The 14,046-nt window shown below is 68.8% G+C and carries 10 protein-coding genes; 3 read left to right on the top strand and 7 right to left on the bottom strand.

Going from position 1 to position 14,046, the window contains the following annotated elements:
• Window positions 1-317 precede the first annotated feature (317 nt).
• The 3 genes from MYL53_RS15285 to MYL53_RS15275 form a co-directional block, all read right to left on the bottom strand.
• Complete coding sequence (locus tag MYL53_RS15285) at window positions 318-737, bottom strand: VOC family protein (protein WP_247854810.1); 420 nt, start codon at window positions 735-737, stop codon at window positions 318-320.
• Between the two features lie 130 nt (window positions 738-867).
• Window positions 868-3,675: a heavy metal translocating P-type ATPase gene (locus tag MYL53_RS15280; protein ID WP_247854809.1), complete on the bottom strand. Its 2,808-nt coding sequence runs from the start codon at window positions 3,673-3,675 to the stop codon at window positions 868-870.
• Entirely contained in the window at window positions 3,672-4,124 is a 453-nt protein-coding gene (locus MYL53_RS15275; protein ID WP_247854808.1) for a MerR family transcriptional regulator, read from the bottom strand. Before MYL53_RS15275 ends, MYL53_RS15280 begins: the two co-directional genes overlap by 4 nt.
• A 266-nt stretch (window positions 4,125-4,390) precedes the next feature.
• On the opposite strand from MYL53_RS15275, the gene MYL53_RS15270 reads away from it, so the two are divergent.
• Window positions 4,391-5,713, top strand: a complete 1,323-nt coding sequence (locus MYL53_RS15270; RefSeq protein WP_247854807.1) for an OmpP1/FadL family transporter — start codon at window positions 4,391-4,393, stop codon at window positions 5,711-5,713.
• 107 nt (window positions 5,714-5,820) lie between these two features.
• Here MYL53_RS15270 and MYL53_RS15265 read toward each other — a convergent pair whose 3' ends face one another.
• From MYL53_RS15265 to MYL53_RS15250, 4 genes are all read right to left on the bottom strand, one after another.
• Window positions 5,821-7,422, bottom strand: coding sequence for an ABC transporter ATP-binding protein (locus MYL53_RS15265; RefSeq protein WP_247854806.1), 1,602 nt, complete (start codon window positions 7,420-7,422; stop codon window positions 5,821-5,823).
• An 18-nt stretch (window positions 7,423-7,440) separates the two neighbouring features.
• Window positions 7,441-8,325: an ABC transporter permease subunit gene (locus MYL53_RS15260; RefSeq protein WP_425591764.1), complete on the bottom strand. Its 885-nt coding sequence runs from the start codon at window positions 8,323-8,325 to the stop codon at window positions 7,441-7,443.
• 4 nt (window positions 8,326-8,329) lie between these two features.
• Complete coding sequence (oppB, locus tag MYL53_RS15255) at window positions 8,330-9,256, bottom strand: oligopeptide ABC transporter permease OppB (protein WP_247854804.1); 927 nt, start codon at window positions 9,254-9,256, stop codon at window positions 8,330-8,332.
• Window positions 9,257-9,393: 137 nt separating this feature from the next.
• Entirely contained in the window at window positions 9,394-10,974 is a 1,581-nt protein-coding gene (locus tag MYL53_RS15250; RefSeq protein WP_247854803.1) for a peptide ABC transporter substrate-binding protein, read from the bottom strand.
• Between the two features lie 253 nt (window positions 10,975-11,227).
• On the opposite strand from MYL53_RS15250, the gene prfB reads away from it, so the two are divergent.
• Both prfB and lysS read left to right on the top strand, forming a co-directional pair.
• Window positions 11,228-12,326, top strand: a protein-coding gene (gene prfB / locus MYL53_RS15245; protein WP_345740387.1) for a peptide chain release factor 2 whose coding sequence is annotated in 2 segments (ribosomal slippage) — window positions 11,228-11,302 and window positions 11,304-12,326 — 1,098 coding nt in all. Because the reading frame shifts where the segments join, the coding sequence is not laid out codon by codon here.
• Window positions 12,327-12,488: 162 nt separating this feature from the next.
• Window positions 12,489-14,024, top strand: coding sequence for a lysine--tRNA ligase (gene lysS, locus MYL53_RS15240; protein ID WP_247854802.1), 1,536 nt, complete (start codon window positions 12,489-12,491; stop codon window positions 14,022-14,024).
• Window positions 14,025-14,046 lie beyond the last annotated feature (22 nt).

Raw genomic sequence — 14,046 nt, 5'->3', positions numbered from 1 at the left:
GTGCCCCACGACGTTGAGCCCGGTACGTTCGAGAGCTAGTAGGTCGGCCATACCCCCGGGGTCGCCAGCTCCAGCAGGTGGCCGTCGGGATCGCGGCCGAATAAGGAGCACGCTCTCCCGAGAGCGGCCTCAGTAGGTTGGCCATACCCCCGGAGTCGCCAGCTCCAGCAGGTGGCCGTCGGGGTCGCGGTCGAATAAAGAGCACGCTCTCCCGAGAGCGGCCTCAGTAGGTCGGCCATACCCCCGGCGTGGCCAGCTCCAGCAGGTGGCCGTTGGGGTCGCGGTCGAATAAAGAGCACGCTCTCCCGAGAGCGGCCTCAGTAGGTCGGCCATACCCCCGGCGTGGCCAGCTCCAGCAGGTGGCCGTCGGGGTCGCGGAAATACACGCTCTCGCCGCCCCGCGGCCAGTGGGTGCGTCCCTCGATCTCGATGCCGTGCTCACCCAGTTGAGCCTCCCAGTCGGGCAGCGTCGGCGCGGCGATGGCGAAGGCCATGTGCACCCGGCCGGCGCCGTCGTGGGGCGGGATGGTGCCCATCTCGCCGGGCAGCACCACCGTCTCGCTGGTCTCGCCGTCGAGGAACAGCAGCAGCACCGTGCCGGCGCCGGCGTCATAGGCGGTGAAGCGATGGTCGGCGGTGAAGGGGCTGAGCCCCATCACCGTCTCGAAGAAGCGTCTGGCCCGGGGCATGTCCGTCACGTAGAGGGCCGTTTCCAGCACGCCGTCGAGTTCGGGCATCGGGCGTCCTCCCTTTGGCTTCGTCTCTTAAGCGTAGCGTCGGCGGCCCCGGGCGTCGGTCAGCGCTTGCCCCAGAACCACCAGGCGATCAGGGCGATCAGCGCCAGGCCGGCGAGATTGACGATCCAGCTCATGCGGACGACTCCTGTTTGCCGGAAGGTGAGGCCTCGTCGGGCGCGTCGGCACCCTGAGGGCGGAACCAGCGCAGGCGGCTGGCGTTGCCGACCACGGTGATCGACGAGGCCGACATGGCGGCGCCGGCGATCACCGGCGACAGCAGGCTGCCGGTCAGCGGATAGAGCGCGCCGGCGGCGATGGGGATACCGAGCACGTTGTAGCCGAAGGCGCCCACCAGGTTCTGCTTGATGTTGGTCAGGGTGGCGCGGCTGATGGCGATGGCGTCGGCCACGCCGTGCAGCGAGTCGCGCATCAGGGTGATGCCGGCGCTCTCGATCGCCACATCGGTGCCCTGGCCGATGGCGAAGCCGACGTCGGCGCGGGCCAGGGCCGGGGCGTCGTTGATGCCGTCGCCGACCATGCCGACCGTCTCGCCATTAGCCTGACGCCGCTCGATCTCGGCGTGTTTGTCCTCGGGCAGCAGCCCGGCGCGGACCTCGTCGATGCCGACCTCGTCGGCGATGGCGCGGGCGGTGTGCGCGTTGTCGCCGGTCAGCATCACGAGGGCCAGCCCCTCGTCTCGCAGGCGCGCAACGGCGGCCCTGGCATCGGCGCGCAGCGGGTCGCTGACGCCGAACAGGGCGACGAGCCGGCCGTCGACGGCCAGCTGGACCACGGTGCGCGCCTGGCCTTCCAGCGCCTCGACGCGCTCCTTGCCCGCGCCAAGATCGATGCCGGCCTCCTCGAGCAGCCGGGCGTTGCCCAGCAGCAGCGTCCGGCCGTCGGTCGTGCGGGCGCGCACGCCGCCGCCGGTCACGCTGGTGAAGTCCTGGATATCGGCCGCTTCGGCGTTCTGCGCTTCGGCGTGGGCGAGCAGGGCCGCGGCCAGCGGGTGCTCGGAGCCGCGCTCTAGCGCCGCCACCCAGCCGAGCGCCTCTCGCTCGTCGCCGGCAAGGACCTCGGCCTCGGTCAGCCGCGGCTTTCCCTCTGTCAAGGTGCCGGTCTTGTCCACCACCAGGGTGGTGAGACGGCTGGCGGTTTGCAGCGCCTCGCCGCTTCTCACCAGCACGCCGTGCTCGGCGGCCTTGCCGACGCCGATCATGGTCGAGATCGGCGTGGCCAGGCCCAGCGCGCAGGGGCAGGCGATGATCAGCACCGTGCTGGCGGTGACCAGCATGTGCAGCACGCGCGGCTCGGCGCCGACGTTGAACCAGATCAGCGCGGTGAGCACGGCGATGATTATCACCGAGGGCACGAAGATGCCGGAGATGGTGTCGGCGAGCCGGCCGATGGGCGGCCGCGAGGCCTGGGCGCGGGCCACCTGCTCGGTGATGCGGCCGAGGCGGGTGTCGGCGCCCACGCGGGTGGCGCGGTAGACCAGCCCGCCCTGGCCGTTGACGGTGCCGGCGCTGACCTCGTCGCCGGCCGCCTTGGCCACCGGGGCGGGCTCGCCGGTGAGCATGGACTCGTCGAGATGGCTCTCGCCCTCGATCACCTCGCCGTCCACCGGCAGGCGCTCGCCGGGACGCACGCGCAGCCGGTCGCCCTCGCGCACCTCGTCGATCTCGATCTCCTGCTCCCGGCCGTCGCGGATCACCCGGGCGGTACGGCTCTGCAGGTCGAGCAGGCGGCGCAGGGCGTCGCTGGTGCGGCCCTTGGCCTTCAGCTCCAGGGCGTTGCCCAGCAGCACCAGGCCGATCACCATCGCCGAGGCCTCGAAGTAGAGGCCCCGGGCCATCTCGGGCAGGGCCCCGGCGAAGGCCACCACCGCCATGGAGTAGAGCCAGGCGGTGCCGGTGCCCATGGCGATCAGGGTGTCCATGTTGGCCTGGTGATGGCGCAGGTTCTTCCAGGCGTTGCGGAAGAAGTGCCGGCCGGGGCCGGCCATGACGGCCAGGGTCAGCAGGCCCACCGCCAGCCAGTACCAGCGGCCGGCGCCGAGCGGCTGGGGATGGAAGACGAACATGCTGATCATCAGCGGCACTGCCAGTGCCAGCGACAGGGCGCTGCCGCGCATCCTGCGGCGATATTCCTCGGCGTCGCGCTCGGCGCGTACCTGCTCGGCCTGGCGCAGATCGAGGATCGGCTCGGCCCCGTAGCCCACCGCATCCACCGCATCGATCAGCGCCTGGGTGTCGGCGCGGCCGCGCACCTGGGCGGTGTGGTTGCCGAGGTTGACCGTGGCCGACTCGACGCCCGGCGTGCGCTCCAGCGCCTGCTGTACGCTCTTCACGCAGCCGGCGCAGGTCATGCCGGTGATCGACAGGCGCTGGGTGGTGGCGCCGTCGTCGTCGGGGGGCTCCGCTGTCGCTGTCGGCGCGGCTTCGGGCTCGGCGTCAGGCTCGGTCTTGCTCTGGACAGCGGGGGCCGGCTCGATAGATGACGTCTCGGCAGGATAGCCGGCGTCCGCCAGCACCCGATCCAGTTCGGCGTCGTCGAGCGAGGAGATGACCTCGAGGCGATGGTCGGCCGGCGTGCCGCTGACCTCGGCTGTGGCGTCTTCGGCCTGGATGGCCTCGCGCATGCGCTTGACGCAGCCCTGGCAGCTCATGGCGGGCACGGTGCGTTCGCGCGGGGCAGGCGCACCGTCGTCGCTATCCGCGGGACCGGAAGACGACTGGGCGGGATAGCCGGCGTCGGCCAGCACGCGATCCAGGGTGGCGTCGTCGAGGGAGGTGGTGACGTCCAGACGGTGCTCGGCCAGGGTGCCGACGACCTCGGCCGCGGCGTCTTCGGCCTGGATGGCCTCGCGCATGCGCTTGACGCAGCCCTGGCAGCTCATGCCGGGCACGGTGCGCTCGAGGCGAGTCGGGGTGTTCATGACGTTGTCTCCTTGGGCGTTGCTGACTCGGACGACGTCTCCAGCGGTTCGGGAAAGTTCTCGATCAGGCGGCACAGGCTGTGACCGTCCGGGGTGCCGTCGGGCAGGTCTTCCCAGGCGGCCAGCGCCTCTTCCATGCGCCCGGCCAGGGCCTCGAGCTCGCGGATCCGGTCGCGAATTTCCGGCAGGCGCCGGGCCAGCAGGTCGCGCACCAGCGGGCAGGGCGAGTCGCCGTGGTCGGACTGCTCGAGGATCTCGCGGACCTCGGCGACGCCGAAGCCCAGGGTGCGGGCGCGCTGGATGAAGCGCAGCCGGCGCAGGTCATCGTCGTCGAACAGCTGGTAGCCGTTGTCCGGGTCGCGCTCGGGGCGCAGCAGCCCCTCGCGGGTGTAGTGGCGTACGGTCTCGGCGGTCACGCCGGCCTGTCGGGCAAGTTCGCTGACCTTCATGACTGGGTTCCTGAGAGTGGGTATGTCAGGAGTGTAAAACCCTTGGGTAACACAAGGGTCAAGGCGTTTCCCGCCAGGTAAGAGCGGCGGCGAGAGGGGGTTTCCAAGCCATTGTTCTGTATGACAATGAAACGCTCGTTCAACCAAAGTATTAGAAAAAACTAGATTTAAACGGTCGTTTGTCCTTGATCCGCGGACGAGGTTCTGACGACACTGTCGGCAGCCGCTTCATCGCCATAACAACAGCAACGCCAAGGAGCCGCGCCATGCCCCTGCCTTTCACGTCTCACAAGCTCGCCGCCGCCGTCGCCCTGGCCTCCGCGGCGCTCGTTTCCGCCCAGGCCTCCGCCACGGGCTTCCAGGTGCGCGAGCAAAGCGCCAAGACCCTGGCCAACGCCTTCGCCAACACCGCCGCCGGTGCCGAGGACGTCAGCTTCATGGCCTATAACCCGGCCGCCATCGGCAATATCGACGGCAGCCAGGTGGCCGGCGGCGTGTCCTATATCGATGCCACCTTCGAGCTGCACGATGCCGATGCCTCGAACGTGCTCGGTGCGCCCTATACGGCCGGGGCATCCGGCGAGGGCGGTGAGGGGGCTGCGGTGCCTAGCTTCGCCGCCAAGACGCAGCTCAACGAGCGCTGGGACCTGGGCCTGGCGATCTACTCGCCCTACGGGCTTGCCACCAAGTACGACGAGGACTGGATCGGCCGCTATCACGCCGTCGAGACCGAGCTCGAGACGATCGATATCCAGCCGACGCTCAACTATCGCGCCACCGATCGACTCAACCTGGCGGTGGGGCTGCGCGCCCAGTACGCCGATGCGACGCTGTCCAACATGGTCGATACCTCCCTGCAGTCGCCGGCGCCGTACACGCCGTCGGGCGAGTACGACGCCCTCGCCGAGGTCACCGGCGACGACTGGGGCTACGGCTATACCCTCGGCGCCCTCTATCAGGCCACCGAGCGCACCCGCCTCGGCATCAGCTATCGCTCCGAGATCGATCTGACGCTGGACGGCGACGTGCGCTTCTCCTCGGACAACCCCGCGGTCGATGCCACGGTCGACGCGATGAATCAGGGAGGCTCCGCCGATCTGACCACGCCGGCCAACCTGAATCTGGGCGTCTATCATCAGCTGACCGATCGGCTGGCGCTGATGGCCAACGCCGAATGGACCGAATGGAGCAGCTTCGACGAGCTGGTGGTGGAATTCGAGGACGGCTCCAACAGCACCACCACCGAGAACTGGGACGATACCTGGGCCTTTTCAGTGGGGGCGAACTACGCGCTGAACCAGCAGTGGACGCTGCGCGGCGGCCTGGGCATCGACCAGACCCCGGTGCCGAGCGCCGAGTACCGCACCCCGCGGGTGCCGGACGCCGATCGCCGCTGGGCCTCCCTCGGCGCCACCTGGATGCCGACGCCCGAGCTGGGCATCACCGCCGGCTATCTGCATATCTTCGGCGACGACGTCGACATCGATCAGGACGGCAGCAAGCCCGAGAACGCCAGTCGCGGCAACCTGTCCGGCGAGTACGAGGTGGAAGCCGACGTCTTCGCGCTGTCGGTGGACTATCGCTTCTAACGCCCCGCGATTTGCCCGGCTCGCATAGAGACTAGGGATCAGAGCCCCGGCCAATGGCCGGGGCTTTTTCGTGCTCGGTGTGAGCCCCACCGTTCGGGACGCGCCCCTCAGGCGGCGTCGTCGTCGAGGAAGGCCGCGCGCATCAGCTCGCGGGTATAGGCCTCGCGCGGGGCCTGGAACAGCGTCTCGGTATCGCCCCGTTCGACGATCTCGCCCTGTTTCATCACCAGTACGGTATCGGCCAGGGCACGGACCACGGCCAGGTCGTGGCTGATGAACAGGTAGGTGAGGCCGTGGCGGCGCTGCAGGTCGCGCAGCAGCTCGATCACCGTGGCCTGTACCGAGCGGTCCAGCGCCGAGGTGGGCTCGTCGAGCAGCAGGAACTCGGGCTTGAGCACCAGGGCGCGGGCGATGGCGATGCGCTGGCGCTGGCCGCCGGAGAACTCGTGGGGGTAGCGGTGTCGCATCGCCGGATCCAGTGCCACGTCGCGCAGGGCCTCCTGTACCCGGATGTCGCGCTCCCGGTGGCCGAGCTCCGGCGCGTGCACGCGCAGCCCTTCGCCGACGATCTCGCCCACCGTCATGCGCGGTGACAGCGAGCCGAAGGGGTCCTGAAACACTACCTGCATGCGCGAGCGCAGCGGACGCATGGCCGAGGCATCCAGGCCGTCCAGCGCCGCATCGTCGAAGCGGATGTCGCCGCGGCTGTCGAGCAGGCGCAGCAGGGCGCGCCCCAGCGTCGACTTGCCGGAGCCGGATTCGCCGACGATGCCCACCGTCTGGCCGCGCCGGATCGACAGGTCAATGCCGCGCACCGCCTCGAAGTACGCGTTCGGGCGGAACAGGCGCTTCTTGAGGGCGAAGCTCACGCGCAGGTCGCGGGCCTCTAGCAGCAGCGGCGCGTCCTCGGCCACCGCCGTCTTGCGCCCACGGGGCTCGGCGTCGATCAGCATCCGCGTGTAGTCGTGCTGCGGGGCGGCGAACAGCGCGGCGGTCTCGCCGCTCTCCACCAGCTCGCCCTGACGCATCACGCACACCCGATCGGCGAAGTGGCGCACGATGCCGAGGTCGTGGGTGATGAACAGGATGGCCATGCCGTAGCGCCGCTGAAGGTCCTTGAGCAGCGCCAGAATCTGCGCCTGGACGGTGACGTCCAGCGCCGTGGTCGGCTCGTCGGCGATCAGCAGCTTGGGTTCGCAGGCCAGCGCCATGGCGATCATCACCCGCTGGCGCTGGCCGCCGGAAAGCTCGTGGGGATAGCTGTCGATGCGTCGGGCCGGCTCGGGGATGCCGACCTGCTCGAGCAGCTCCTGCACACGGGGCCGGGCGGCCCGGCCCCGGAGGCCGCGGTGGCGCTCGAGCACCTCGGCGATCTGGCGGCCGATGCGGTGCAGCGGATTCAGCGAGGTCATCGGCTCCTGGAAGATCATCGCGATATCGTTGCCGCGCAGCCGGCGCAGGCGTTTCGGGGCGGCGGCGAGCAGGTCCTCGCCCTCGAAGCGGATGGCCCCGCGGGTGCGGGCCAGGTCCGGGAGCAGGCCCATGGCGGCGGTGGAGGACACCGACTTGCCGGAGCCGGACTCGCCGACCAGGGCCAGGGTCTCGCCCGCCTCGATGCGATAGCTGATCCGCTTCACGGCGGGCACGGTGCCCTGGGGCAGGGCGAAGTCGACGCACAGTTCGTCGACCTCGAGCAGTGGCTGTGACATGGAAGCCTCCCGGGGTTGTTATCGTGTCTTGGGGTCCAGGGCATCTCTCAGCCCGTCGCCCAGGAAGTTGAGGCAGAACAGCGTCAGCGCCAGGAACACCGAGGGCACCAGCAGCATCCAGGGGGCGGTCTGCATCATGTCGGTGCCCTCGCTGATCAGCACCCCCCAGCTGGTCAGCGGCTCCTGCACGCCGAGCCCGAGGAACGACAGGAAGCTCTCCAGCAGGATGACCTTGGGCACGGTGAGGGTGACGTAGACGATCACCGGGCCGATGGCGTTGGGGATCAGGTGGCGGGTGACGATCTTGCGGTCGCGGACGCCCAGAGCGTGGGCGGCCTCGATGAACTCGCGGCGCTTCAGCGCCAGGGTCTGGCCGCGCACGATGCGCGCCATGTCCAGCCACTCCACGGCGCCGATGGCGGCGTAGATCAGCAGGATATTGCGGCCGAACACCACCATCAGCAGGATCACCAGGAACATGAACGGCAGCGAGTAGAGGATGTCGACGAAGCGCATCATCAGGTTGTCGACGCGCCCGCCCAGATAGCCGGCGACGGCGCCGTAGAGCACGCCGATCACCAGCGAGACGAGGGTCGCCACCACCGCCACCGACAGCGAGACGCGTCCGCCGTGAAGGGTACGGGTGAGCAGGTCGCGGCCGTTGGCGTCGGTGCCCAGCCAGTGGCCGCCGTCCAGGGTCGGGGCCACGCCGAAGGCGTTCCAGTCGACGTCGGCCAGCCCCCAGGGCGTCAGCCAGGGGCCCGCCACGCAGGCCAGGGTGATCGCGCCCAGCAGCCACAGGCTGGTCATGGCGGCCTTGTTCTGCCGCAGGCGGCGCCAGGCCTCGCGGCCCAGGCTGTCGCCGGCGGCGCTGGCGGCGGAGGTCGTGGGAGTCGAGGTCATGGCGTCAGTCGTCATAGCGGATCTGCGGGTCGAGGGCGGAATAGAGCAGGTCGACGATGAGGTTCAGCAGCACGATCAGCGCGCCGTAGAACACCACCGTGCCCATCACCAGGGTGTAATCGCGGTTCAGCGCACCCTGGACGAAGTAGCGGCCGATGCCAGGAATGCCGAAGATCTGCTCGATCACCACCGAGCCGGTGATGATGCCGGCGATTGCCGGGCCCAGGTAGGAAACCACCGGCAACAGCGCCGGGCGGATGGCGTGGCGCCACACCACCAGCCGCTCGCTGAGCCCCTTGGCCCGGGCGGTGCGGATGTAGTGGCTGCCGAGCACCTCGATCATGCTGGCGCGCATGATGCGGGCGATATAGGCGATCTGCTGGATCGACAGCGCCAGCACCGGCAGCACCAGGTTGGGCAGGGCGCCGCCGTTCCAGCCGCCGGCGGGCAGCCAGCTGAGGATCACCCCGAAGACCAGCGCCAGCAGGGGGGCGACCACGAAGTTGGGAATCGCGATGCCGGCCAGGGCGGTGCCCATGACGGCGTAGTCGACGGCGCTGTTGCGCTTGAGGGCGGCGATCACCCCCAGCGGCAGGCCCAGCGCCAGCGCCAGCAGGATCGCCAGTCCGCCGATCTCGAGGCTGACCGGGAAGCCCTGCTGGATCAGGTCGGTGACGCTGAAGTCCTTGTACTTGAACGAGGGGCCGAAGTCGCCCTGCAGCAGGTCGCCGAGGTAGCGCAGGTACTGCTGGGGCAGCGGCTCGTCGAGGTGATAGGCGGCCATCAGGTTGGCCTCGATATCCGGGGGCAGGGCGCGTTCGCCGTCGAAGGGACCGCCGGGAGCCACCCGCATCAGGAAGAAGGCCAGGGTGATGACGATCAGCAGCGTCGGGATGGCCTGCAGCAGGCGCTTGAAGGCGTAGCTCAGCATGGCGGCAGGCTCCGGTGGCGGTCTCGGGATCTAGCGGGCATGGGGCGTCTCCACCCGCGCCGCGCGGCGCGGGGCATGCGAGGGAAGCGGAAGACGGGGCGGGCGGGCCGCCCCGGCGTCATGGCCGATCAGGCGGCCTAGTCGGCGAAGTGGACCCAGCGCGAGGGGTGGTCGTCCTCGATGTTGTCCTCCCAGCCTTCCAGGGCCGGATTCACCAGGTTGCGCGAGACGTAGTAGAGCATCGGGATCAGCGCGTCGTCCTCGAGGGCCAGGGCCTCGGCCCGCTGGAGCAGCTGCTGGCGCGCGTCCAGGTCCAGGGTCTCGGCGGCGCGGTCGAGCAGGGCGTCGTAGTCCGGGTTGGCGTAGGCGCCGTAGTTGTTGCCGACTCCGGTGTGCAGCAGGGTCAGGAAGTTCTCGGCGTCGTTGTAGTCGGCGATCCAGCCGGCCCGGGCGATGTCGAAGTCGCCTTCCTGGATGGTCTGATAGTGCACCGTGGCCTCGGCGTTGATCATCTCGACCTCGACGCCCAGCGGCCGCCACATGGCCGCCATGGCCACGGCGATCTTCTTGTGCTCGTCGGTGGTGTTGTAGCGCAGCCGTAGGTGCAGCGGGTGATCGGGGCCGTAGCCGGCCGCCTCGAGCAGCTCGCGGGCGCGGCTCATGCGCGCGTCCATGTCGCCCTCGAGGTTCATCGCCTGGGCGTCGTAGTGGGCGATGCCGTCCGGCACGAAGGACAGCGCCGGCTGGAAGGTGCCGCCCATGATCTGCTCGGAGAGCACGCGGCGACGGGTCGCCAGGTTGAGCGCCTCGCGCACCCGCGGGTCGGCGGTGGGATGGCCGTCGCGATGGTTGAACACGTAGTAGTAGCTGCCGAGGTAGGTGCTCATGTGGGTGGCCCCGGGCAGCTCGTCGCGGAGCAGCTCGTACATGCTCGAGGAGTACTCGCGCATGACGTCGAGCTCGCCGGCCCGGAAACGCGAGACGCCGGCGTTGCGGTCCTCGATGGTGTGGTAGGTCACGCCGTCCAGCGTCACCGCGTCGGCGTCGTAGTACTCGGGGTTGGGGCGCACGTCGATATGCGACTGCGAGACCCATTCCACCGGGGTGAAGGCGCCGTTGGTGACGATATGGTCGAGCTTGACCCAGTCGTCGCCGTAGCGCTCGAGGGTGTGCTTCGGCAGCGGATAGGCGGTGTAGTGGGTCAGCTGCTGGAGAAAGTAGGGCGTCGGTGCGTCGAGCGTCACCCGGAGGGTGCGGCCGTCGTCGAGGGAGGCCACGCCCAGCGCCTCCGGCGGCTTCTCGCCGGTGTTGACCGCTTCGGCGCCGGCCACCGGATAGAGCAGATAGGCGTACTTGGAGGCGTTGGCCGGGTCGAGCAGGTGGCGCCAGCCGAACACGAAGTCCTCGGCGGTGACCGGCTCGCCGTCGGACCAGGCCGCGTCCTCGCGCAGGTGGAAGGTGTAGGTCAGGCCGTCGTCGGAGACCTCCCAGGAGGTGGCCATGCCCGGCAGTAGTCTGCCGTCGGGAGACTTCTTCACCAGCCCCTCGTAGACATCCATGAGGATCTGTGACTCCCAGACGCCGCCGGAGACCTGAGAGGTGTCGAAGGAGGCGAGTTCGCCGGTGACGCCGATGTCGAGGGTCTCGGCAAAGGCGGCCGGGGCGAGACAGGTCGAGGCCAGCAGCAGGCTGCCGGCGATCAGGCGCGGCTTGCGCATGAGTCACTCCTTGCGATTTGTGATTGTTGTATCGTTTGTCGGCTAATAGGCCGTGTTCCAACCTTCGCGCGGGCGGCGTGCCTCGGTCCATTTGAAATTGCGCATGAGCTCATCCAGTAATTCGATACCGCCCGGGCGGGGCCGCCGGCGGGATGGCCGCTGGCGGCGCATTTCGCTACAATGCCCGTCTTTTCTCCGCCGCTGGCGCCCGGCGCCGGCGCGCGCCTCATCTCCTTGGATTCAGGCGAACCCCATGCTGGAAACCAATCCGATCAACCACCTCATCAAGGACCTGTCTGAGCGGACAGACGTCCTGAGGGGGTATCTTTGACTATGCCGAAAAGAAAGATCGGCTAGAGGAAGTCACCCGCGAGCTCGAGGATCCCGACGTCTGGAGCGATCCGGACCATGCCCAGAAACTGGGCAAGGAACGGGCGACCCTCGAGACCATCGTCGCCACCATCGATGAGCTGGATCAGGGCCTGGCGGACAGCCAGGACCTGCTGGAGCTGGCCGAGATGGAGGAGGACGAGGGCACCGTCGAGGAGGTCCAGCGCGAGCTGGAGGGCCTGCAGGCCAGCCTCGAGAAGCTCGAGTTCCGGCGCATGTTCTCCGGCGAGATGGACGAGAACAACGCCTATCTCGACATCCAGGCGGGTTCCGGCGGCACCGAGGCTCAGGACTGGGCCAACATCCTGCTGCGCATGTACCTGCGCTGGGCCGAACATCACGGCTTCAAGGCCGAGATCACCGAGCTCTCCGCCGGCGAGGTGGCGGGCATCAAGTCGGCGTCCGTGCACATTCAGGGCGAGTACGCCTTCGGCTGGCTGCGCACCGAGACCGGCGTGCACCGCCTGGTGCGCAAGAGCCCGTTCGATTCCGGCGGCCGCCGTCACACCTCCTTCGCCTCGGTGTTCCTGTCGCCGGAGGTGGACGACAGCTTCGAGATCGAGATCAATCCCTCGGATCTGCGCACCGACACCTATCGCTCCAGCGGCGCCGGCGGTCAGCACGTCAACACCACCGACTCGGCGGTGCGGATCACCCACGAGCCGACCGGCATCGTGGTGGCCTGCCAGAGCCAGCGCAGCCAGCACGCCAACCGCGACTTCGCCATGAAACAGCTCAAGGCGAAGCTGTGGGAACACGAGATGGAGAAGCGCAACGCGGCCAAGCAGGCCGCCGAGGACTCCAAGGCCGACATCGGCTGGGGCAGCCAGATCCGCTCCTACGTGCTGGACGACCAGCGCATCAAGGATCTGCGCACCGGCGTGCAGTCCAGCAACTGCGACAAGGTGCTGGACGGCGATCTGGACCAGTTCATCGAGGCGAGCCTCAAACAAGGCCTATAGCCTGCTGCGCTCGCCGATACGGCGTTGCCCCTCGGCCAGAGATGCTCATTGACGACTCGTCAACGCCGCGCTCTGTCCGAGGGGCGCCTTGTCTCGGCGTCGCTCGCGCGGCTCTAGGTGAGATGTCTCTGTATTCGACACCATGATTTAACAGGTAGCGACATGGCTAACCAGGACACTTCCCAGGACGAGAACCACCTGATCGCGGAGCGCCGCGGCAAGCTGGCCGAGCGCCGCGAGCGCGCCGCCACCGACGGCGGCAGTGCCTTCCCCAACGACTTCCGTCGCGACAGCACCGCCGCCGAGCTGGCGGTCGAGCTGGGCGACAAGGACAAGCCCGAGCTCGAGGCGCTGGCGCGCCCGGCGGCCGTGGCCGGCCGCATCATGCGCAAGCGCGGCCCGTTCATCGTCATCCAGGACGCCAGCGGCCAGATCCAGCTCTACGTCGACAAGAAGGGCCTGCCGGCCGAGGTGCTCGAGGACATCAAGGGCTGGGACATCGGCGACATCGTCGCCGGCCGCGGCCCGGTGCACAAGTCGGGCAAGGGCGACCTCTACGTGATGATGGAAGAGGCGCGCCTGCTGACCAAGAGCCTGCGCCCGCTGCCGGACAAGTTCCACGGCCTGACCGACATGGAAGCCCGCTATCGCCAGCGCTACGTGGACCTGATCATGAACCCGGACTCCCGCGAGGTCTTCCAGACCCGCGCCGGCGTGATCAGCGCCATGCGCCGCTTCTTCGAGGATCACGGCTTCATGGAAGTCGAGACCCCGATGCTGCAGCCGATCCCCGGCGGCGCCACGGCCCGGCCCTTCATCACCCACCACAACGCGCTGGACATCGACATGTACCTGCGCATCGCGCCGGAGCTCTATCTCAAGCGCCTGGTGGTGGGCGGCTTCGAGCGGGTGTTCGAGATCAACCGCAACTTCCGCAACGAGGGGCTGTCGACCCGGCACAACCCCGAGTTCACCATGGTCGAGTTCTACCAGGCCTATGCCGACTACCAGGACCTGATGGACCTCACCGAGGCCATGCTGCGCGAGGTCACCCAGCGGGTGCTGGGTAGCACCGTGGTCACCAACACCGTGCGCGACGCCGAGGGCGAGGTGCTGGAGAGCTACGAATACGACTTCGGCCAGCCGCTGCGCCGGCTCAGCGTGTTCGACGCCATCCTCGAGTACAACCCGGACATCCACGCCGAGTCGCTGGCCGACGAGAGCGCCGCGCGCCAGATCGCCGAGCGCCTGGACATCGACGTCAAGGACGGCTGGGGCCTGGGCAAGGTGCAGATCGAGATCTTCGAGAAGACCGTCGAGCATCGTCTGCAGCAGCCGACCTTCATTACCGACTACCCGACCGAGGTCAGCCCGCTGGCGCGGCGCAAAGACAGCGATCCCTTCGTCACCGAGCGCTTCGAGTTCTTCGTCGGCGGCCGCGAGATCGCCAACGGCTTCTCAGAGCTCAACGACGCCGAGGACCAGGCCGAGCGTTTCGCCGCCCAGGTGGCCGAGAAGGAGGCCGGCGACGACGAGGCCATGTACTACGACGCCGACTACGTGCGCGCGCTGGAGTATGGCCTGCCGCCGACCGCCGGCCAGGGCATCGGCATCGACCGCCTGGTGATGCTGCTGACCGACAGTGCTTCGATCCGGGACGTGTTGCTGTTCCCGGCCATGCGCCCTTCAGGGGATTGAAGGCGCTGCGCGTCGGCCAGGC

This window comes from Halomonas getboli (genome assembly GCF_023094245.1).
Lineage (GTDB): Bacteria > Pseudomonadota > Gammaproteobacteria > Pseudomonadales > Halomonadaceae > Halomonas > Halomonas getboli.
The sequence above is the reverse complement of the archived record's forward strand: the minus strand, read 5'-3'. Positions and strand labels throughout refer to the sequence as shown.

Coding starts and splice junctions, on each gene's coding strand:
- MYL53_RS15285 (WP_247854810.1), bottom strand. CDS start 737: ATGCCCGAACTCGACGGCGTGCTGGAAACGGCCCTCTACGTGACGGAC.
- MYL53_RS15280 (WP_247854809.1), bottom strand. CDS start 3,675: ATGAACACCCCGACTCGCCTCGAGCGCACCGTGCCCGGCATGAGCTGC.
- MYL53_RS15275 (WP_247854808.1), bottom strand. CDS start 4,124: ATGAAGGTCAGCGAACTTGCCCGACAGGCCGGCGTGACCGCCGAGACC.
- MYL53_RS15270 (WP_247854807.1), top strand. CDS start 4,391: ATGCCCCTGCCTTTCACGTCTCACAAGCTCGCCGCCGCCGTCGCCCTG.
- MYL53_RS15265 (WP_247854806.1), bottom strand. CDS start 7,422: ATGTCACAGCCACTGCTCGAGGTCGACGAACTGTGCGTCGACTTCGCC.
- MYL53_RS15260 (WP_425591764.1), bottom strand. CDS start 8,325: ATGACCTCGACTCCCACGACCTCCGCCGCCAGCGCCGCCGGCGACAGC.
- oppB (WP_247854804.1), bottom strand. CDS start 9,256: ATGCTGAGCTACGCCTTCAAGCGCCTGCTGCAGGCCATCCCGACGCTG.
- MYL53_RS15250 (WP_247854803.1), bottom strand. CDS start 10,974: ATGCGCAAGCCGCGCCTGATCGCCGGCAGCCTGCTGCTGGCCTCGACC.
- lysS (WP_247854802.1), top strand. CDS start 12,489: ATGGCTAACCAGGACACTTCCCAGGACGAGAACCACCTGATCGCGGAG.